Origin of the sequence: Prauserella salsuginis, from assembly GCF_024648885.1 — a bacterium.
GTDB lineage: Bacteria > Actinomycetota > Actinomycetes > Mycobacteriales > Pseudonocardiaceae > Prauserella > Prauserella salsuginis.
Map to the genome: position 1 here is coordinate 383,413 of NZ_JANBBF010000013.1, position 19,263 is coordinate 402,675.

Sequence of the window (19,263 nt, forward strand, 5' to 3'; positions counted from 1 at the left end):
CTGCGGGCTCAGCGGACTGGACCGGCCGGCTCGGCGGACGAGTGTGACGCCGACGTTCAGAGGACGAGCACGAGGACGACGACGATCACCAACAGCACGGCGGCCGCGCCGACGAGCAGCCACGTGCGCATCGCCCCTGCGCTCATCGAACCTGCGCCCATCGAACCCGTGCGCTGGGGTGCGGGTGGTGGAGGCGGTGCCGGCACGCTGACGACCTGCGGCAGCACCGGCACCGTCGGCATCGCCGGAGCCGTCGGCGGTACGAGACCCTGTTCGCGGCCCTTCGTGATCGCGCGCAGCGCCTGCACGGTGTCCTGCATCGTGGGCCGCAGCTCGGGGTCGTCGCGCAGCAGTTTCAACAGCGCTCCGGTCAGTGCGCCGCAGCGGCGCGGCACGACCGGTGTTCCCGTGCCGTCCTCGCCGAACGGTGGCACTCCCTCGACCGCGGCGAACAGCATCGCGCCGAGCGAGAAGCCGTCCGACGCGGGTGACGGTTCGACGCCCTTGGCCAGTTCGGGTGCGCGGTAGGCCGGATCGGCGGGCGGCTGGGACAGGCCGATGTCGGTGAGTTTGACTCCGCCGTCGTCGCACAGCAGGACGTTCCCGGGTTCGACGGCCCGGTGCGTCACGCCGATCGCGTGGGCCGTGGCCAGCGCCGCACCCAGCCGGTGACCGAGGTACGCCGCCTGTTGCGGGGTCAGCTCCCCGTGTTCGGCGAGGAAGTCGGCCATGTTGCGGCACGGCACGTACTCCATGATCGCCCACACGTCGCTCTCGTACCGCACGGCGTCGTACACGGCGACCGCTCCCGCGTGCACGACCCGCGTGGCCTGGCGCGCCTCGTGCAGCGCCGTCCGGCGGGCGTGGTCGGCCGCCTCGCCGGTCAGCGACGGGTCGATGTAGAGCTGTTTCGCCGCAACCGTCCGGTGCAGCATCGTGTCGAACGCCAGCCACACGATGCCGGCCCGACCGCGTCCGATCGGCTGGTCGAGCCGGTACCGCTTACCGACGACAGTGCCTTCCGCGTAGTTCACACAGTGCCTCGGGCCTGGTCAGGGAACCATTGTCGTGGTGTTGGTGTCGGACGGTCCCGGCGTGTCCGACGACGTCGGCGGCGGTTCCTCGGAGGAGGGCGGCGGCTCCGGCGACGGCTCCGTCGTCGGTTCGGGCTCGACGTAGCTGGACGTCGGTTCCTCGTACGTCGGCTCCGGCTCCTCGTAGGTCGGCTCCGGCTCGACGTACGTCGGCTCCTCCGTCGTCGGCTCCGGCGAACTCGTCGTCGGTTCCGACGAGCTCGTGGGCTGCGACGTCGACGTCGTGGCCGGTGCGGGGTTGCCCGCGGGTTCCGGGTCGTCGCCGCTCGGGCCGCTGAACAGCCACACCGCGAACGCGGCCAGGCCGACCACGACGAGACCGCCGACCAGGGCGGGCACCTTCCACTTGGGCTTCTCGTCGTCCTCGTCGACCGCCCCGGCGCCTGCGACACCGGCACCGCCTCCGGCGGCTGCCACGCGCGTGCCGTCCGGGTCGTCGTAGGGATCGTGGTCGTACGGATCGTCCGGGTAAGCGCCGTAGCCAGCAGCGGCCGCGACGCGGGTGCGTTCGTCGTAGTCGCCGTAGCTGTCGTAGGCGGTCGCCGGGTACGCCGGATCGTCGTAGTCGTGCTCGGGGTAGTCGTGCACGGGATAACCGCCGGCCGCGGCGTAGTCGTCGTAACCGCCGTGGTCGTCGTAGTGACCACCCGCGCCGGAGCCGAGTGTGCCGGAGTGCCCCGCGGGCAGGTCCTCCCCGGCGCCCGCGGCACCTGCGACCCCGGCACCCAGGGCGCCGCCGATCGCGCCACCGGCGGCCGCGGCACCTGCGGTGCCGAGCACCGACGTGCGGTCGGCATCGTCCTGCTCGTCGGCAGGGCCGCCGAGAGGCGTCTCACCGTGGGAGACGGCTTCGAGCAGCTCCTCACATTCCTCTGCGGTGGGCCGGTGCTGCGTCTCGGGGTGCAGCATGACGGCGAGCACGCTGGTCAGCGGGCCGGACTGGCGCGGCGGGTTGATCTGCCCCGCCGCGACGGCGTGCAGCAGGCTGAGCGTGTTCTCGGACAGGCCGAACGGCGGCTGGCCCTCGGTCGCGGCGTACAGCGTCGACCCGAGCGAGAAGATGTCGGACTCGGGTCCGGGGTCGCCGCCGATGGCCACCTCGGGGGCCAGGTAGGCGGGGGTGCCGGCGATCATGCCGGTCTTGGTGACCGTGACGTCGTCCTTGGCACGTGAGATGCCGAAGTCGGTGAGCTTCACCATGCCGTTCGGCGCGAGCAGGATGTTGCCCGGCTTGATGTCGCGGTGGACGATGCCGACCGCGTGCGCGGCCTTCAGTGCCGCGGACACCTGGGCGCCGATCTGGGCGACGTCGGTCGGCGCCAGGGTCCGGCCGCCCTGGAGCTCCTGGGCGAGGCTCGTCGACTCGAGGTACTCCATCACCAGGCACGGCTGGCCGCTGTCGTCGGTGACGACGTCGAAGACGCTGATGGCGTTCGGGTGGTGGAGTCGCGCCGCGATCCGTGCCTCGCGCATCGTGCGGGCGCGCGCGTCGTCGATCTCGTGCTCTTCGAGTCCGGACTGGAGCAGGAGCTGCTTGATGGCGACCGTGCGGTGCAGCAGTTCGTCCTGCGCCATCCACACGGCGCCCATGGCGCCGGAACCGATCCGGCTCAAGACACGGTAGCGGCCCGCGATCAGGCGACCTTCGTCGCTCACGCGACCTCCTTCGGGGGCTGGTGTCTCCGGTGGTGGAGCGTAGGCACACCGATCCGACCGAGCTGGCTGGGTGTGGTCCGGAGACGCAGCCGTCGAGCGTCTCGACCACTCAGCACAGGTTAGGCCGCTCACGCTGTGCACACGAAGGCGGCACTGGCGCGCACGGTAGTTCGCTCCGCCCAGAAGGACGCGCGGCGTTTAGAAAGGTTGTGCCACCGAGACGAATGATACCGGCTCTGTCGCGGCTGCTCTGGGTAGCGATGCGGCGGCACCTGCGGCGGTGTTGTCATCCTCACCGGTGACGACTGCGGCGGCGATGATGGATGCGACGACCATCAGCGTCGCCACGATGAGTGCGATCAGCTTCGCGCGGCGCGCGACGGGGTGTTCCGGTTCGGGGTCCGCCGTCACCGGCTCGGGCTCGCGGTTGGCCTGCACGCTGGGCGGGGGCAGGTACCGGCCGGGCTCGGCGAGGGCCTCGCGAAGGTAGGCGTCGTCGACGAGGTCGTCGTCCAGGATCTCCCGGTCGATGACGTCCTCGACTGCGACGCAGTCCTCGCTCGCGTGTCGGCGCTCGTGCACTGTTTCGGCCCTGTCTGCTCCGTCTCGTGGTTCGGTTTCGTGCGGACCCCTGCCAACCAGGTAACCGGCTGTCGTCGTCGATCACCAGGCCGTGTCGGTGGAGGGTTGAGGCCGTACGACGAGCGGTCATCGAGATCACTCGGTTAGAGCAATTTGCGACCGCTCAACGCATGCACGTGCATCCGGATGTGCGACGGAATGTGCAGGAAAGTGGCCCCGACGTGGGGAATCTCCCGTGATCACGTCCCGTCGGCGGAAATCTTCTCGGAGTCGTCGAACGTCAGCCGGCGAGTCTGCCGGGCCGTGCTGCCGTCCTCGTACGTCACCCGCAGGGTGTTGTCCGAGACGCCCTCGTACTGGTCGATCGCGATGTGCTCGACCTCGAAGTATGCGATGCCGGCGTATGTGCGCTCGAGCCCCTCGGCACCCTGCTCGCGCAGTTCACCGCTGGTCAACTCGTGTGCGGCCCGCGGATCCTCGGTCACCCGATCGAAGAACGCCTGCGACCGCTGGGCCATGGCCTCGGTGTCGTGCGCCCTGCCGAAGTACACCCGGTTGGACGTCGACGTGGACGCAGGAGTGGGTGACGGCTTCGTCGGCGACGCCGACGGCGGGGCGGACCCGGACGGTGGGCCGCTCGGCGGGTTCGACCCCGGCGGGTTGGACCCCGGCGGGGCGGACTCCGTGGGTCGAGGAGCGCCGCCCTGGGGCCTGCCGTCGCGCACGGGAGCCGGCGACTCCGTGCCGTGGCGGGTGTCGGACGGGCCGGCCGAGGTGGACGAGGACTCGGAGGTGGACGACGTCCCGGGCGGGCCCTGTTCGTGCCTGCCGCCGCGGTCGTCGCGTTCCTCGGGCAGCAGTGGTGCGACGGCGCCGTTGCGGTCGGGCCAGCCGTCGACCGCCGCGGACTGCTCGTCCGGGCCGACCAGCAGCGTGCCCGCCACGAGCAGCGCCACGACGACCGCACCGGAGGACAGGCTCGCGAACCACGCCGCCTTCCGCCACGTCGACGGCGGGGTGACCGAGGCGGGCACCGATCCCAGGTCGAACGTGCCCAGCCCGTCGACGGGGTGCACGCTCGCGCCGTCGTCGGCTTCGTTGACGTCGGTCCCGCCGGGTTTCGGTCCGGGCGTGGCGGGTGTGGATGGCTCGGGACGGGATGCGGTGCCGGAGGCGGCCTGTGCCGGGGTCTCCGACAGCGCGACACGCTGTCGGCGCACGGGCACCTGCCCGCCAGCGTGCCCGCTGCGCGCGGGCGAGCCGACGTGCGGCGTCCCTTCGCTCGCGGCCCCTGCGTACGACCCGCTGCTCTTCGGCGGTGGTGCGTACCGGTGCGCGGCCGTGGCCGCTTGCGGGCCTGCGCTCTCGGCGGTGCCCGCCTGCGGCGCCGGCACGGCCGAGATCGGCGCGGTGGTCTCGGTGGGGTGGGCCGGCTCGGCGGGCGGAGTTCCCTGCGCCGGGATCGACGGCAGGGTGCCCGACATCGACCCCTCGGCCCGGTCGTCGCCGGGTGGGGTGGGGTCGTCGTTCCGGGCGTGGCGACCGCGTGAACGGCCTCCGCCCGAGGCGTGATCGGTTGTGGTCCGGGTCGGGTCGAAGAAGTCGAATGCGTCGCGCGAGCCGGCGGTCATGTGGTGCGGACCCCTTCCCGCGTGCCTCCTGACGCCGGGGACGCCCCGTTTCGTCCGAACGGAGCAGCGCCCGGGGTGGTTGTGCGCCGGCCCGGGTCTATCGTGTCGTGATCCGGGCCGGTCGTGCCGCGGTTTTCGCTGCGCACAGGCCGGCGGCGGCCGGGGGTGCGGGTGGCCACGCCGGATTCGGGGCTCGGGGCACGCGCAACTGCACGGCCGTATGCACGTGCGCGGCAACTTGCAGCGCGCACGGTGCCCCTCGAAACCCTCACTCGAACCAGGGTAGGAGCTTCAGCCGCCGTTCGTGGAGCTTGGAACCGTTAGTGCACCGATATCACTCCACCGGGCGCACCCTGGTTTCACTGTGTAAGCGACTGCGTCAGTTGCCGGAGCGGTACTTGGTCCGGGTGGACTGCAACGCCTTCGTCGCGACGGCCCCGCTGCCCACGGCGACGAGGATCGCCACCACGTCGAGGAAAGGGCCGCCCGCGGTGAACAGCAGCGCCAGCAGGGACGCGACCGTCGTGCCGCCCGCGACCGGCCAGCGGCTGCGCACGTAGTCGGCGATCGGCCCGCCGCCCGCTCGCTTGGTCGCCGCACTGTTGAGCAGCGCCAGATAACCCGTGTGACCGAGCGCCGCGAGGACGCTGGCGAGAGCGGCCACGACGGCGATCAGGTTGATGATCGTTTCCATGTGTCCAGTGTGCCCGAATGCGGTGACGTGCCGGTGGGCGGAAGTGTGTGGCCTCTACCGCGGGTAGGTCGGAACCGGGTCGGGGTGGCCGGTCGGCGGGCCGCACCGCACCGGCGGATCACCGGCCGCGCGTTGACGCCCGGCCGGGCCCGGTGTCAGTGCCCGAGCCTGCCGCGGCCGAGGTTCAGCAGGGCGAGCGCGAGCTGCCTGCCCTCCGGGCCGAGCTCGCGATAGCGGGCGAGCACGTCCATCTCACGGTTGTAGACGATGCGCGGGCCGCCCGCGGCCATCCGCGCGGCCCCGATCGTCCGGGAGACCTCGGCACGGCGTTTGATCAGGCGCAGGATCTCGGCGTCGAGCCAGTCGATCTCCTGGCGCAGGTCGTCGATCGTCGACTCGCTCTCGGCGGCCGGCGCATCGGCCGACTGCGCGTCGGCGGCCTGCGAATCATTGTGAGTCTGGGCGTTCATGTGACCCTCCGGTCGTGTCGGCGTGGCTCCGGACCCGGACCCCGAGCCGACGAAAGCCCCGGGTCCGAGGACTCCGGGGCTTGAGGTGATGGCTGGGTCAGCACGCGATCACGGGAGCCGGAGTCCGGGTCCCGTAGAAAAATCGGCACGTAGCGTTGACCACGGCGCGAGTATGGCACATTCCGGCCGTGTCAGGGGTGCGAGGTAGCGTGAAGTCACAATGAGCACCCTCTTCGATCTTCCCCCGGACCAGGGCTCCCACGCCGATCTGACCGGCGACCTGAACCCGGCGCAACGCGCCGCCGTCGAGCACGCGGGCGTGCCCTTGCTGGTGGTCGCCGGTGCCGGCTCCGGCAAGACCAGGGTGCTCACCCGCAGGATCGCGTACCTGCTGGCCGCCCGGAGTGCGCACCCCGGGCAGATCATGGCGATCACGTTCACCAACAAGGCCGCCGCCGAGATGCGGGAGCGGGTCGGCGAACTGGTCGGCCGCCGGTCCGGCGCGATGTGGGTGTCGACGTTCCACTCGATGTGCGTGCGGGTGCTGCGGCGCGAGGCGAAGACCCTCGAGATGTCGTCGAACTTCTCCATCTACGACGCCGACGACGCGCGCAGGCTGCTCACGCTCGTGGCCCGTGACCTGGATCTCGACTCGAAGCGGTACCAGCCGCGGGCGCTGGCCGCCCACATCTCGAACCTGAAGAACGAGCTGATCGACTCCGAGTCGGCGGGTTCGCACGCGACGAACGACTTCGAACGCAGAGCCGCCGAGGTCTACGTCGAGTACCAGCGCAGGCTCTCGCAGGCCAACGCGATGGACTTCGACGACCTGATCATGCGCACGGTCGAACTGTTCCAGGTGTTCCCCGACGTCGCCGAGTACTACCGCCGCCGGTTCCGGCACGTGCTGGTCGACGAGTACCAGGACACCAACCACGCGCAGTACACGTTGGTGCGTGAGCTGGTCGGCAGGGAGCCGACGGAGTCCGGGGTCGAACCCGCGGAGCTGTGTGTCGTCGGTGACGCCGACCAGTCGATCTACGCGTTCCGCGGCGCGACGATCCGCAACATCGAGGAGTTCGAACGGGACTTCCCGGACGCCCGCACCATCCTGCTCGAGCAGAACTACCGGTCCACGCAGACGATCCTGTCGGCGGCCAACGCCGTCATCTCGCGGAACCCGAACCGCAGGGACAAGCGCCTGTGGACGTCCGAGGGCGACGGCGAGAAGGTCGTCGGTTACGTCGCCGACAACGAACACGACGAGGCGGCGTTCGTCGCGGGTGAGATCGACGAGCTGGTCGACCAGGGCGTGGCGAAGTACTCCGACGTCGCCGTGTTCTACCGCACCAACAACCAGTCTCGGGTGTTCGAGGAGATCTTCATCCGCCTCGGGTTGCCGTACCGCGTGGTCGGCGGCGTCCGGTTCTACGAGCGCAAGGAGGTCCGCGACGCGCTCGCGTACCTGCGGGTGCTGGCGAACCCGGACGACACCGTCAGCCTGCGGCGCATCCTGAACGTGCCCAAGCGCGGCATCGGTGACCGGGCCGAGGCGTGTGTGGCCACGCACGCCGAGCGGGAGCGGATCTCGTTCGTCTCGGCGCTGCGGGACGCGGTCGCCGACAAGGTGCCGATGCTCAACCCGCGTTCGCGGAAGGCGATCACGGCGTTCGTGGAGCTGTTGGACGGCCTGTACGAGCTGGTCGACTCCGGCGTCGAGGTCGCCGACATCCTGGAGGCGGTGCTCGACCGCACGGGATACCGCGCCGAGCTGGACGCCTCCGACGATCCGCAGGACGCCTCGCGGCTGGAGAACCTCGACGAGCTCGTCACGGTCGCGCGCGAGTTCACCGAGTCGGCCGCCGAGGCCGCCGCGCTCGCCCCGGAGCCGGACGCCGACGAGGAGCCCGACGGGGGGGTCCCGGAGCCGGGCTCGCTGCCCGCGTTCCTCGAACGGGTGTCGCTCGTGGCCGACGCGGATTCGATCCCCGAGTCGGACGGCGGTGACGCTGACGACGACGAGGAGGCCGACGACGCGGGCGTGGTCACGCTGATGACGGTGCACACCGCGAAAGGCCTCGAGTACCCGGTCGTGTTCGGCACCGGCTGGGAGGACGGCGTCTTCCCGCATCTGCGCGCGCTCGGCGAACCGAAGGAACTGGCCGAGGAACGCAGGCTTGCGTACGTCGCGATCACGCGGGCGCGTGAGCGGCTGTACGTCTCGCGGGCGCTCGTGCGGACGCAGTGGGGTCAGCCCGCGGCCAATCCCGCGTCGCGGTTCCTCGACGAGATTCCCGCCGAGTTGATCGACTGGCGCCGTGAGGCCCCCTCGTCGGGCGGTGGTGGTTCGCCGCGAGCCGCGACGACCTGGGGCGGCAGGCCGGGAACCGGTTCGGACTCGGCCCAGTCGCGGATCGCCTCCGGCGGTATGCGCACGACCGGGTTCAAGGGTGCGGGGAATGACTGGAAGGACACGGTCGCGCTGAAACTCGATGCCGGTGACCGCGTGAATCACGACAAGTACGGGCTCGGCACGGTCGTGTCGACCGACGGTTCGGGCCCGCGCGCGACGGCGACGATCGATTTCGGCACGGCGGGCACGGTGCGGTTGATGCTGATCGGCAGCGTGCCGATGGTGAAGCTGTAGGCCGTATTTCGGGGCTGTGGCCCGGAATACGGCCGGTGAGGCGCGCTGGCCGGGGTGTTCGACGTGCTGGTGGGTGCCGGGTGGTTCGCGGTGGTTCCCGTGGGGGCCGCTTCCCGTTGCTGGTCCACTGTTGAAGGCGACATTCGATCGTCTGTTCGGGTGATGACTGACGTCGAGTTCCGATTCTGTCGCCCCCTCGCGATAACCTCTATCTCGAACAGGAGTTCGTAGCAGGTCGGCGATGGGGGATGACAGGTGTGGACCGCGCGAGGAACGGTGAGACGCTGGCGAGAAGTGTTCGGTCGCGTGTGTGCGCGGATGTCCGCGGTGCGTTCGCGCGGCGGAGACTGCGTGACCGCGGTCGCCCGCGGCATCGGGGTCGTCGGGCGCGGCGGGGCGACATCGGGCCCGAGCGGTGGTTTCTGGCGGTCCGCGCGGGGGTCGTCGAGGTGCTCGGCGGATTACCCGCCAGGGCGTCCGCGCGGTGTGGCCGGCAGGTTCCGGAGGTCGAACGACTGGTCGCCGCGTGGCAGCTGCTCCTGCGGCTGCACGAGCGCACCGGGGACGGCGGGTGCCGCGTGTGCGGGCCCCGTCAGGACCGCAGGCTCTGCACCGTCTGGCAGGTCGCCGTCGGATACTTTCTGCGCCGGTTGCCGAACGAGTCGCCGGTCGAGCGACGCCGCGCGGGTTGAACCGAGAGCAGCCACCGAGTCGGGGCGGCGCGGTATGTCGGCAGCGCCCGTGGGGTCATCAGGACACGTAGCACCGGCCGAGTCCGTGGGATCGGCGGCGCGTGCGGAACCGGTGGAACGTGCGGGATCGGCAGACTGCGCTGCAGCGACACCGTGTGCCGCGGCGGCGGGGCGTGTCGCGGTCACCCGGTTCGGGAGTGTGGCGGGGTGTGCCGGTTGCGAGGGGAGTCGGTCAGCCGACGTGGATGCCGTTCTCGGCGAGCCATGTCGACGGGTCGATCTTCTCGCCGTCGTCGGAGTTCCAGACCTCGAAGTGCAGGTGCGGACCGGTCGACTGGCCCTCGTTGCCCATCAGGGCGATCTCGTCGCCGGCCTTCACCCGCTGTCCCTCGTGGACCGAGAAGCTGGAGACGTGGCCGTAGACCGTGACGATGCCGTCGTCGCGCTGCACCTTCACCCACTGGCCGAAACCGCTGGCCGGACCTGCCTCGATGACCGTGCCGTCGACGGCGGAGACGATCGGGGTGCCGATGGAGTTGGCGAGGTCGATGCCGTAGTGGGTCGTTCCCCACCGGGCGCCGAAGCCGGAGGTGAAAACACCCTCGGCGGGCTTGACCACCTTCGGGCGGGAAGCCTCGATCTCGGCGAGTCGACGGGCCTCGGCCTCGGCGGCCAGGCGCTTGTCGGTGACCTTGGCGCTCCGGTTCAGCTTCTGAGCCTCGGTCGTGGCGGCGGCCTTGTCGGCCGTGTCCCGCACCTGGAGCAGCTGGGGAGTGGCGACCGGGGCGTCGCCACCCATTCCCATGGCCGCACTCGCGTCATGGGAGTTCGCCAGCGGCGTCACATCCGTGCTGGTGTCCACGGAACCGGACTGAGCTTCGTTGGAGGAGGTGTTTTGGAGGGTCTGACCCGCCGCGGCAGCGGCGAACGCGCCAGCGGCGACGGCCGCGACCATCACACGACCGCGCAGCGCCGAGGACGGCGCGGGCAGCCGGTGGGCGCCACGCGTGCGGACGAACGAGTCGTCATCCATTCCGTCCAGCGCGTCTTCAAGCGCAGGCGAGGTGGCTTGGCCGCTATGAGAGCGGTGTCGAGCCAAGGCAGGGGCCTCTTCCGTTACTCGGGGGAGTCAGTTCGCGAACGCCGGGCGGGGGAACCCGGTGGACGACCTCGGGGGTGATCGCCCTGGCAGCGGTACCGGCCTCTCGGGGAGGCGGACCACCACGCAATGTCCGTGATCTGACCGTAATGGGGACTGCGGGACAGTAACGAAGTGCCGCCGCAAGGGGCAAGGCCTCGCCGTGTCTATCGACCGGACGGGGACGATCGGCGCGGTGTCCGCCGGGTGCGATCACGCAAGGTACGGCGGCAATTGGTCTACTCGTGTGAGTTGGGTTACATCCGGGCAACCGTGGTCTGGACATCGGGGCCCACGGCGCTCGCGCAGGGTGGCCGCGGGACGCCACGGGCCGGTGCTGCGCCCCGGTGCTGTCGGCCCCGGTGCTGTCGGCCCCGGTGCTGTCGGCCCCGGTGTTGTCGGCCCCGGTGTTTGTGGACCCGGTGTTGTGGGGCGAGTGCGGACGTGGGATCCGGTGTTGTTCCGGGTCGGTGTCTTTCGGGGTCCGTCCTTCCGGGTCGATGCCGTTCTGGGCTGATCCTGTTCGGGGCCGGCGCACTTCCGGGCCGCCGTTGCGGCGGCGTGATGGACGGCGCCTCCTGGTGCGCCACCAGGTAGGGCACTACCGAGGACTGCGCCACCGAGGAGGCGCAGTAGTAAGGACGTCACAAGGAGGGCGGACGAAAGGCGAGCGGAAGGGTGATGGAGTGGGGACGCGCGCCGGGGACGTCGGTCGGATCGGCCGCCGGGTCGCTCCGTTGCTAGCGTCGACGTCGATGACGGTTTCCCGGTCCTTCTTCGCGCGGCGTCGCTGCTTCAGTGATGCCGCTGCCCCTGGCGTGGCCGTCCCCGGTGATGCCGTTCCCGGTGGTGCCACGACCTCAGGCGGTGCCACCGTCCCCGGCGGTCCGGTGGTAGCCGGTGATGCGGCTACCGGTGCTGTCGCCTCCGGGGATGTGACCTCTGGTGATGCTGTCACCTCCGGTGGTGCCGTGGCCGCCGGCGATGCCGTCCTCGCTGTGTGGCCGTCGGCCTCGTGGCGGCGCGTGCCGTACGGCGAGGACCTGTACGGCGAGGACCTGTACGGAAAGGCCCTGTGCGGCGAGGCCATGTCTCGGCGGGTGTCGCGTCGGCGGGCGGTACGGCGGTGACCCCGGAAGCGCGTGACGAGGGCGTTCTGCGGGACCTTCGTGCGAGCGGTGCGGCGCCGGCCCTGCCCGCGGCGTTGGCGGCGTCGGTGCTGGCCTTTCTGTCGCTGACCGCGGGCGCCCTGGTGCCCGTCGTCGACGGCGGCGAACGCGGCCTGGCCACCGGTCCGGTGGTCCTGGTGGTGCTCGCGGTGCTGCCGCTCGCGCTGGCCGCGGCGTTCGCCCTGCGGGGCGGCACGGTCTCGGCCGCCGGGGTGCTTGCCGGCGCTGCCGCGCTGGCTCCGGGCAGGGCGGTGCTGGACCTGCAACTCGCCGCCGACCCGTCGCGGGCCTCACGTCCCGAGCTGTACTTGCCGTCGGATCTGTACGCCCATTCCGCGGCGCCGGGGCTGTGGCTGCTCGTCGCGGGACACGTGCTGACCGTGGTGGCCGGCGTGCTGGCCCTGCGGTCCCGTGCGGGTGCCGCGGGCGAGGTGGCCGCCGGTGACGCGGGCGATCCGGGAAGGCGGCTCGCCGTCGCCGTGTCCGCGGCCGTGGTGGCCGGGATCGGCCTGGTGATGCAGCCGTTCACATCGACAGAGGTGTATCTGCTGGCGCAGAACGCGTTCGAAGGGCCGGTCGTCGCGATGGCCGGGTACCTGCTGGTCGCCGCGGCGCTCCCGGTGACCGCGGCGATCGCGGTGTCGTCGGGAGACTCGGACCTGATGCGCGGGGGTCTCCTCGGTGCGGCCGCGGGCGGAGCGGCGGTGGCCGTGCCCGCGGTGGTCGCGGCGCTCGGCATCGGCACGGTGGGCTTGGCCGCGGGGCCGGTGGTGGCGCTCGTCGGGCTGGCGGTGCTCGTCGTCGCAGCACTAGTGCGCATTCCCGCGGCCGACGTCCCCGACACCGGCGAGGCGGAGATGCGGTTGCCGGGCAGCGTGCGGCTGCGGGCGGGAGCGGGTGCCGCCGCCCTCGCCGCGGGCGCGTGCGCGGTGATCGGCGCCGTGACCCCGCAGCTGGAGACGCAGGGGCCGATCGCGGCGCCGGAGAGTCCGGCCCGGTGGTCGCTGCTGGCGGCAGGCGTCGTCGTCGGGGTGCTGGGTGCGGCGATGTTCGTGCCGCGGATCGCGGTACTCGTCCGGCCCGTGTTGTCCGTGGCGTGGGTCGCCGTGCTCGTCGCCGGCACCGCCGTCCTGGACACCGCGGTGATCGCGACCGGCTCGGCCGGCGGTGTCGCATCCTCCGGTCCCGGCGTGGTCTGGACGTGGGTGGCGATGGTCGCTGCTGCCGTGGCTGCGTGTTCGTCCGTGGTCGCAGGTGCCGTGGAACGGGACGACCTCGATGACGCCGGCCTCGATGATGCCGACGACGGCAGCGCCGACGACGGCGCCGGTTCCGGGGGTGGGCGGATGTCGGCCGTACTGCTCGCTGCGCTGGCCGTCGCCGGAGTCCTGACGGTCGTGGGGTTCGGCATGCCCGTGTTCACCGCGCCCGACTACGTCCCGGCAGGCCTGTGGGCTCGTTTCGGCACGCCGTCGTGGGGGCTGCTCGCCGGGGCGGCCGTCACGGTCGGAGCGCTCGTCCTGGCGGCCCGGAGCAGGCAGGCCCCGGCGGTCGGCCTGCTGTGCGGCGTCGGCGCGGTTCTCGCACTGCACGCGGCGTCGTTCCCGCTGAGCCGCGGGGAGATCGCGGGGGTGAGTGCGGGACCGGGGTTTTGGTTCGCGTTCGCGACGGTGATTGCGGTGCTGGTGGCCGCCATGGCGGCGGCGCTCGTACGGCCCGTGCGAGAGGACGCGGACGCCCAGGGCGGAAGGCGGAAACGATAATGCCGCGGCATCGCCGGACGCACCACGTCGACCTACTCTTCGGTAACCGCGCGGACGTGTGCGCTGAATGGTTTCAGCCGAAGGCGATCTGCGCCACATTCCCCAGCTCAGAGGCGGTCCGGTGACCGAGTTCACCGGAGGTGGCCGCGGCGTGTCGCGGGTGGCTCGATAGGGTCGTTCACGTCCGGCAGCACGGTTTGTAAAACCATCATGTCTTGCAAACCAGAGTGGCGTGTGTCGTCAGGAGACTGAAGTAGTGGACCTCTACGAATATCAGGCGAAGGATCTCTTCGCCGCCCACGGCGTGCCGGTACTGCCCGGCGCCGTGGCGAGCACCCCGGAAGAAGCACAGGCCGCGGCCGAGAAGATCGGCGGGCAGGTCGTCGTCAAGTCGCAGGTGAAGACCGGCGGCCGCGGTAAGGCGGGCGGCGTCAAGCTGGCCGAGAACTCCGCGGAGGCGAAGGAGAAGGCCGAGGCCATCCTCGGTCTGGACATCAAGGGTCACATCACGCGGCGGGTGTTGGTGACCGAGGCGTCGGACATCTCCGAGGAGTACTACTTCTCGTTCCTGCTCGACCGCGCGAACCGCACCTTCCTCGCGATGGCCTCGGCCGAAGGCGGCGTGGAGATCGAACAGCTCGCCGTGGAGCGTCCCGACGCGCTCGCGCGAGTGGCGATCGACCCGCTCGAAGGTGTCGACAAGGCGAAGGCCCTCGACATCCTCACGCAGGGCAAGTTCCCCGAGGCGGTCAAGGACGAGGCCGCGGACGTCGTCGTCAAGCTGTGGGAGACCTTCGTGGCCGAGGACGCCACGCTGGTCGAGATCAACCCGCTGGTGCGCGACCCGCAGGACAAGATCGTCGCCCTCGACGGCAAGGTGACTCTCGACGGGAACGCCGACTTCCGGCACCCGGCCCACGAGGAGCTCGTCGACAAGGAGGCCGAGGACCCGCTCGAGGCGAAGGCCAAGGCGAAGGACCTCAACTACGTCAAGCTCGACGGTCAGGTCGGCATCATCGGTAACGGTGCCGGTCTCGTCATGTCGACCCTCGACGTCGTCGCCTACGCGGGCGAGAACCACGGCAACGTGAAGCCGGCGAACTTCCTCGACATCGGCGGCGGCGCGTCGGCCGAGGTCATGGCCGCCGGCCTGGACGTCATCCTCGGCGACCCGGACGTCAAGAGCGTGTTCGTCAACGTCTTCGGCGGCATCACCGCCTGCGACGCGGTCGCCAGCGGCATCGTCGAGGCGCTGAAGATCCTGGGCGACGACGCGACCAAGCCTCTCGTCGTGCGCCTGGACGGCAACAACGTCGAGGAAGGCCGCCGCATCCTCAACGACGCCAACCACCCGCTGGTCACGCAGGTGGACACCATGGACAACGCGGCGGACAAGGCCGCCGAGCTGGCGGCAGGAGCGTAAGAGACATGTCGATCTTCCTCGATTCCAGCAGCAAGGTCATCGTCCAGGGCATCACCGGGTCCGAGGGCACCAAGCACGCGACCAAGATGATCGCCGCGGGCACGAACATCGTCGGCGGTGTCAACGCTCGCAAGGCCGGTCAGACCGTCACCATCGCCGAGCAGGAGCTGACCGTGTTCGGCTCCGTCGGCGAGGCCATGAAGGAGACGGGCGCCGACGTCAGCGTCATCTTCGTGCCGCCGAAGTTCGCCAAGGACGCGGTCATCGAGGCCATCGACGCCGAGATCGGCCTGGCCGTCGTCATCACCGAGGGCATCCCGGTGCACGACGCGGCCTACTTCTGGGCGCACGCCAAGTCGAAGGGCAACAAGACCCGCATCATCGGGCCGAACTGCCCGGGCATCATCTCGCCGTCGCAGTCCAACGCGGGCATCATCCCGGCGAACATCACCGGCCCCGGCAAGATCGGCCTGGTGTCGAAGTCGGGCACGCTGACGTACCAGATGATGTACGAGCTGCGTGACATCGGCTTCTCCACCTGCGTCGGCATCGGCGGTGACCCGATCATCGGCACCACGCACATCGACGCGCTCGAGGCGTTCCAGGCCGACCCGGAGACCGACGTCATCGTGATGATCGGTGAGATCGGTGGCGACGCCGAGGAGCGCGCGGCCGATTACATCAAGGCCAACGTCACGAAGCCGGTCGTCGGCTACGTCGCCGGTTTCACCGCGCCCGAGGGCAAGACGATGGGCCACGCCGGCGCCATCGTGTCGGGCTCCGCGGGCACGGCGCAGGCCAAGAAGGAAGCGCTCGAGGCCGCAGGCGTGAAGGTCGGCAAGACGCCGACCGAGACTGCCGACCTGGCGCGGGAGCTGTACAAGGCTCTGTGAGCGCACGCGGCTCCGCACTCCACGGCTGCGCGGCCGGCCGGAGCGCCGGTGAGGCCGTGAGGCCGATCCGGCCACACGGCGGTGCGGAGCCGGGGTATTCCGGAGACTCCACGAGGGACCGGGCACTTTCGTGCTCGGTCCCTCGTTGTGTGTCGGGGACCGGACGCGCGGCGTCCGGTCGGGCGGAGCATGAGCGGCGACGCCGTTGTCGATGCGGCCGAGTCGATCAGCCGGCCTGGGCGTGAAACCGGTCGGGCGAATCATCCGTCTAACGGCAAACGTCTCAGGTCGGTGCGCTAACGTCCGTGCTGTGGCCGTCGGCACGGCGCGGCCGCGTATCCCGGGTCAGGCACGGCAGGTGAGACCGATCGGCCGTGCTCGCGAGCAGAATCACGACAGGAGAACAACGGATGAGCTTCCCGAGCGGCGGCCCCGGCACGGGTGGATTCCCCGGCCAGGGCCCGCAGCAGCCGCAACAACAGTTCCCGGGTCCGTCTGCACCGCCGCCCGGCGGTGGGGGCATGAAGATCAGCCTGCCGCAGATTCTCTTCCTCGCGACGGCGGGCCTCGGCCTGCTGAACCTGTTCCTCGGCTTCGCGAACTTCCAGGTGTCCGAGGTCCCGGAAGGAGCTCCGGAGGGGTACGACCCGGGCCCGGGTGTCGGCTTCTACGAGAGTCATGCGGCGTGGCTGCCGATGATGTTCTTCCTCAGCGGTCTCGCCGCACTGCTGACGATCCTGCCGGGTGAGCACAAGCCCGGCCCGTGGCCCGCGCTGTTCTCGTTGGGTGTGCTGCTTCCGTTCCTGTTCATCACCTTCGCCAGCGAGGGTTCGTACGGTGCCGGCGCGATCATGATCCTGATCTTCGGCATCATCCAGACGCTGGTGGCGATCGCGGCGTACCTGTTCGACGAGAACATCATCAAGCCGCCGCAGCCGTCGCCGCAGCCCATGGGGCAGCCCGGTCAGTTCGGCCAGCAGGGCCAGGGCGGGTTCGGTCAGCAGGCCCCGCAGTCCGGTGCGTTCCAGCAGCCGGGCCAGCCCGGTCAGCCGGGCCAGCCGGGCCAGCCGGGTCAGCCGAGTCAGCCGCCGCAGCCGGTGAACCCGCACCAGCAGCCGACGGCTTACGCCTCGCAGCAGGGCCAGTTCTTCCAGCCGCAGGAGAGCGGCCAGCAGCCGCAGGGCGGCCAGCAGGGCCAGCCCGGTCAGCAGGGTCCGCAGCAGGGGAGCTGACCCCACGACATTTCTTTCCACGACGAACGCCCACGGCCGGATATCGGCCGTGGGCGTTCGCCTTCTGGGTGAGACCCGGTCGGGCGAACGTGATTCTCGTCAGATCCCCTCGCGCGGCGTGGCGTTCCTTGCGGCCCAGGGTCGTTTGCGATGGTCGAGGGCATGAGCCTGCTCGCCTCGACCTTCCGTTCCGCGTATGCGGACGGCGAGCCGGTATCCCGTTCCACCTGGGTACGGGCGCTGGCGATGGCCGCGTTGGCCCCGATCGTGACGGGTCTGCTGGCGACGGCCGCGTTGCTGACGCTGATCCTCGCGATCGCCACGTCGTCGAATTTCTCCACCGGCGCGGTGCTGTCGGCGACAGGGCCGGTCTGGCTCGCCGCGTACCAGGTGCCGCTGGAGATCGACGGGTCGCCACTCGGGGTGCTGCCGCTGCTGCCGACGCTGCTGGTGTGCGTGCTGATCGCACGCGCGGCGTCCGGCGCGGCGGGGCGGCTGGGCTGTTCGACGCCGGACCGTGCGCCGCTGCTGATCGGTGTCGTGGCCGGTACGCACGCCGTGGTGGGCGCCGTGGTCGGCATCCTGGCCGGGGACGCCTTCATCACCGTCGACGTGCTGACGGCCGGGTTCGTGCCCGCGCTGGTGTCGGGGCTCGCGGTGGCCGTGGGTGTTGCGAAGCCGTGTGGTCTGACGACCGCTGCGTGCCGCTACCTCGATCCGCTCGCCGTGGCAGGTCTGCGAGCGGGCGCGCTGGGCCTGGCAGGGCTCGTCGCCGCGGGTGCGGTGACGCTGCTGCTGGCCACGGCGCTGTCGGCGTCGACGGTGGCGGACCTGTTCGCCGAGGTGGCGCCGGGTGCGGGCAGCGCGACCGGGCTGTGGCTGGTGACGCTCGGCTACGTGCCGAACGCGGTGATCATGTCGATGGGCTTCGTGACCGGGCCCGGCCTGCAGCTCGGCAGTGTCGAGATCGGGCCGATGTCGTTCAGCGGGGGCGGGGTGCCTCCGTTCCCGCTGCTCGGCGCTTTGCCGGACGAGCAGGCGTTGTGGTGGCCGGTGCTGATGCTGCTGCCCGCCGCGGTCGGTGCGGGCGTCGGTTGGTGGCTGCGTAAGTGCCACGACGATCCGGTGGCCCGGTTGCGGACCGTCGGCGTCGCTGGTGCGCTGGTCGGTTTCGGCACCGTCGTCGCGGGTTTCCTCGCGGGCGGTCGTCTCGCGGCGGGGCCGTTCGATCCGGTGGGGATCCCGCTGGGGTTCGTGTCGATCGCGGCGTTCCTGTGGATCGCCGTCCCCGGTGGCCTCGTCGCCTGGTTCGCGGGTCCGCGCCCCGTGGCCGCCGACGATGACGCCGAGGGCGACGCGGATGAGGCGGACACCGATGACGATGCCGACGCTGACGCCGACAACGTCGACGACGCGGATGCCGACGCCGCCGATGACGATGCCGCCGATGACGAAGACGCCGAGGGCGCCGAGCCGGGTGATGCCGACGAGGCCGAGAACCCCGACGGCGAGGATGCCGAGGAACGGGACGAGAAGGACGACGCCGACGCCGGGGAAGACGGCGCAGACGACGACACCGCCGCAGACGACGACACCGCCGCAGACGACGACACCGCCGACGACGACACCGCCCACGACGACACTGCGGACGACGACGCCGGGGAACCGGACGACGATCACGACGAGACCGGAGACCTCGACAGCGCCGACAGCGCCGACAGTGCCGACGACCCCGGTGATCTGGACGACTCCGCTGATCTGGACGACTCTGCTGATCTGGACGACTCCGGCGAGGCGGATGTCGACGACGAGCCGGGTGGTGCCGACGGTGCCGCGGTCCGCGCGGACAGTGGCGACGCGGCAGCCGGGCGCAAGCCGGCCGAGCCCGACGAGTTCGACGAGCCCGACGAGTTCGACGACGAACTGGACCTGCCCGACGACTCCGCCGCCGACAACGCCGACCGGGTCGACAACGACGACCGGGCCGACAACGCCGACAACGACGACACCCCGGGCCGACGCTCGTAGCCGTGACCGGGCCCGTGATCGAACCGGCGCTGCCGGCGACGGTCCTGCCGGCGATGGTGCTGCCGACGACGGTGCTGCCGGCGACGGTGTTGACGGCGACGACGCGGACGGTTCGGACCAGCCCGGTGATTCGGGCGGCTCGAACGGTGGG

The 19,263-nt window shown here is 71.0% G+C and carries 14 protein-coding genes; 7 read left to right on the top strand and 7 right to left on the bottom strand.

All coding sequences use genetic code 11. The features are described 5' to 3' along the window. Window positions 1-56: 56 nt before the first annotated feature. The 6 genes from LY40_RS22180 to LY40_RS22205 all read right to left on the bottom strand — a co-directional run bounded on the left by LY40_RS22180 (window position 57) and on the right by LY40_RS22205 (window position 6,127). Entirely contained in the window at window positions 57-1,034 is a 978-nt protein-coding gene (locus tag LY40_RS22180; protein ID WP_258938021.1) for a serine/threonine-protein kinase, read from the bottom strand. Window positions 1,035-1,052: 18 nt separating this feature from the next. After that, entirely contained in the window at window positions 1,053-2,750 is a 1,698-nt protein-coding gene (locus tag LY40_RS22185) for a serine/threonine-protein kinase (RefSeq protein WP_258938022.1), read from the bottom strand. 198 nt (window positions 2,751-2,948) lie between these two features. After that, window positions 2,949-3,332, bottom strand: coding sequence for a hypothetical protein (locus LY40_RS22190; protein ID WP_183779500.1), 384 nt, complete (start codon window positions 3,330-3,332; stop codon window positions 2,949-2,951). A gap of 239 nt (window positions 3,333-3,571) precedes the next feature. Continuing rightward, entirely contained in the window at window positions 3,572-4,963 is a 1,392-nt protein-coding gene (locus tag LY40_RS22195; RefSeq protein WP_258938023.1) for a hypothetical protein, read from the bottom strand. Between the two features lie 379 nt (window positions 4,964-5,342). After that, the gene (locus LY40_RS22200; RefSeq protein ID WP_183779496.1) at window positions 5,343-5,657 is read right to left on the bottom strand and encodes a hypothetical protein; all 315 of its coding nucleotides are present in this window, start codon (window positions 5,655-5,657) and stop codon (window positions 5,343-5,345) included. 155 nt (window positions 5,658-5,812) lie between these two features. Beyond that, the gene (locus tag LY40_RS22205) at window positions 5,813-6,127 is read right to left on the bottom strand and encodes a chorismate mutase (RefSeq protein WP_183779494.1); all 315 of its coding nucleotides are present in this window, start codon (window positions 6,125-6,127) and stop codon (window positions 5,813-5,815) included. 220 nt (window positions 6,128-6,347) lie between these two features. Here LY40_RS22205 and pcrA point away from each other — a divergent pair, with 220 nt between their 5' ends. Then, window positions 6,348-8,774 (top strand): DNA helicase PcrA, encoded by a 2,427-nt coding sequence (gene pcrA, locus LY40_RS22210; protein WP_258938024.1) that lies wholly within the window; start codon window positions 6,348-6,350, stop codon window positions 8,772-8,774. A gap of 924 nt (window positions 8,775-9,698) precedes the next feature. On the opposite strand, the gene LY40_RS22215 is transcribed toward pcrA, so the two are convergent. Continuing rightward, window positions 9,699-10,421: a M23 family metallopeptidase gene (locus tag LY40_RS22215; protein ID WP_183784987.1), complete on the bottom strand. Its 723-nt coding sequence runs from the start codon at window positions 10,419-10,421 to the stop codon at window positions 9,699-9,701. A 1,118-nt stretch (window positions 10,422-11,539) separates the two neighbouring features. Here LY40_RS22215 and LY40_RS22220 point away from each other — a divergent pair. The 6 genes from LY40_RS22220 (at window position 11,540) to LY40_RS22245 (ending at window position 19,112) form a co-directional block, all read left to right on the top strand. Continuing rightward, window positions 11,540-11,734, top strand: a complete 195-nt coding sequence (locus LY40_RS22220) for a hypothetical protein (RefSeq protein ID WP_258938025.1) — start codon at window positions 11,540-11,542, stop codon at window positions 11,732-11,734. After that, window positions 11,731-13,536 (top strand): hypothetical protein, encoded by a 1,806-nt coding sequence (locus LY40_RS22225; protein ID WP_258938026.1) that lies wholly within the window; start codon window positions 11,731-11,733, stop codon window positions 13,534-13,536. Before LY40_RS22220 ends, LY40_RS22225 begins: the two co-directional genes overlap by 4 nt. A 256-nt stretch (window positions 13,537-13,792) precedes the next feature. Next, window positions 13,793-14,959, top strand: a complete 1,167-nt coding sequence (sucC, locus tag LY40_RS22230; protein WP_258938027.1) for an ADP-forming succinate--CoA ligase subunit beta — start codon at window positions 13,793-13,795, stop codon at window positions 14,957-14,959. Between the two features lie 5 nt (window positions 14,960-14,964). Next, complete coding sequence (gene sucD, locus LY40_RS22235) at window positions 14,965-15,852, top strand: succinate--CoA ligase subunit alpha (protein ID WP_183779483.1); 888 nt, start codon at window positions 14,965-14,967, stop codon at window positions 15,850-15,852. A gap of 410 nt (window positions 15,853-16,262) precedes the next feature. Further along, the gene (locus LY40_RS22240; protein WP_258938028.1) at window positions 16,263-17,084 is read left to right on the top strand and encodes a DUF5336 domain-containing protein; all 822 of its coding nucleotides are present in this window, start codon (window positions 16,263-16,265) and stop codon (window positions 17,082-17,084) included. 150 nt (window positions 17,085-17,234) lie between these two features. Continuing rightward, a complete protein-coding gene (locus LY40_RS22245; RefSeq protein WP_258938029.1) occupies window positions 17,235-19,112 on the top strand; it encodes a cell division protein PerM in 1,878 nt (625 codons plus the stop codon). The last annotated feature ends 151 nt before the right edge of the window (window positions 19,113-19,263 follow it).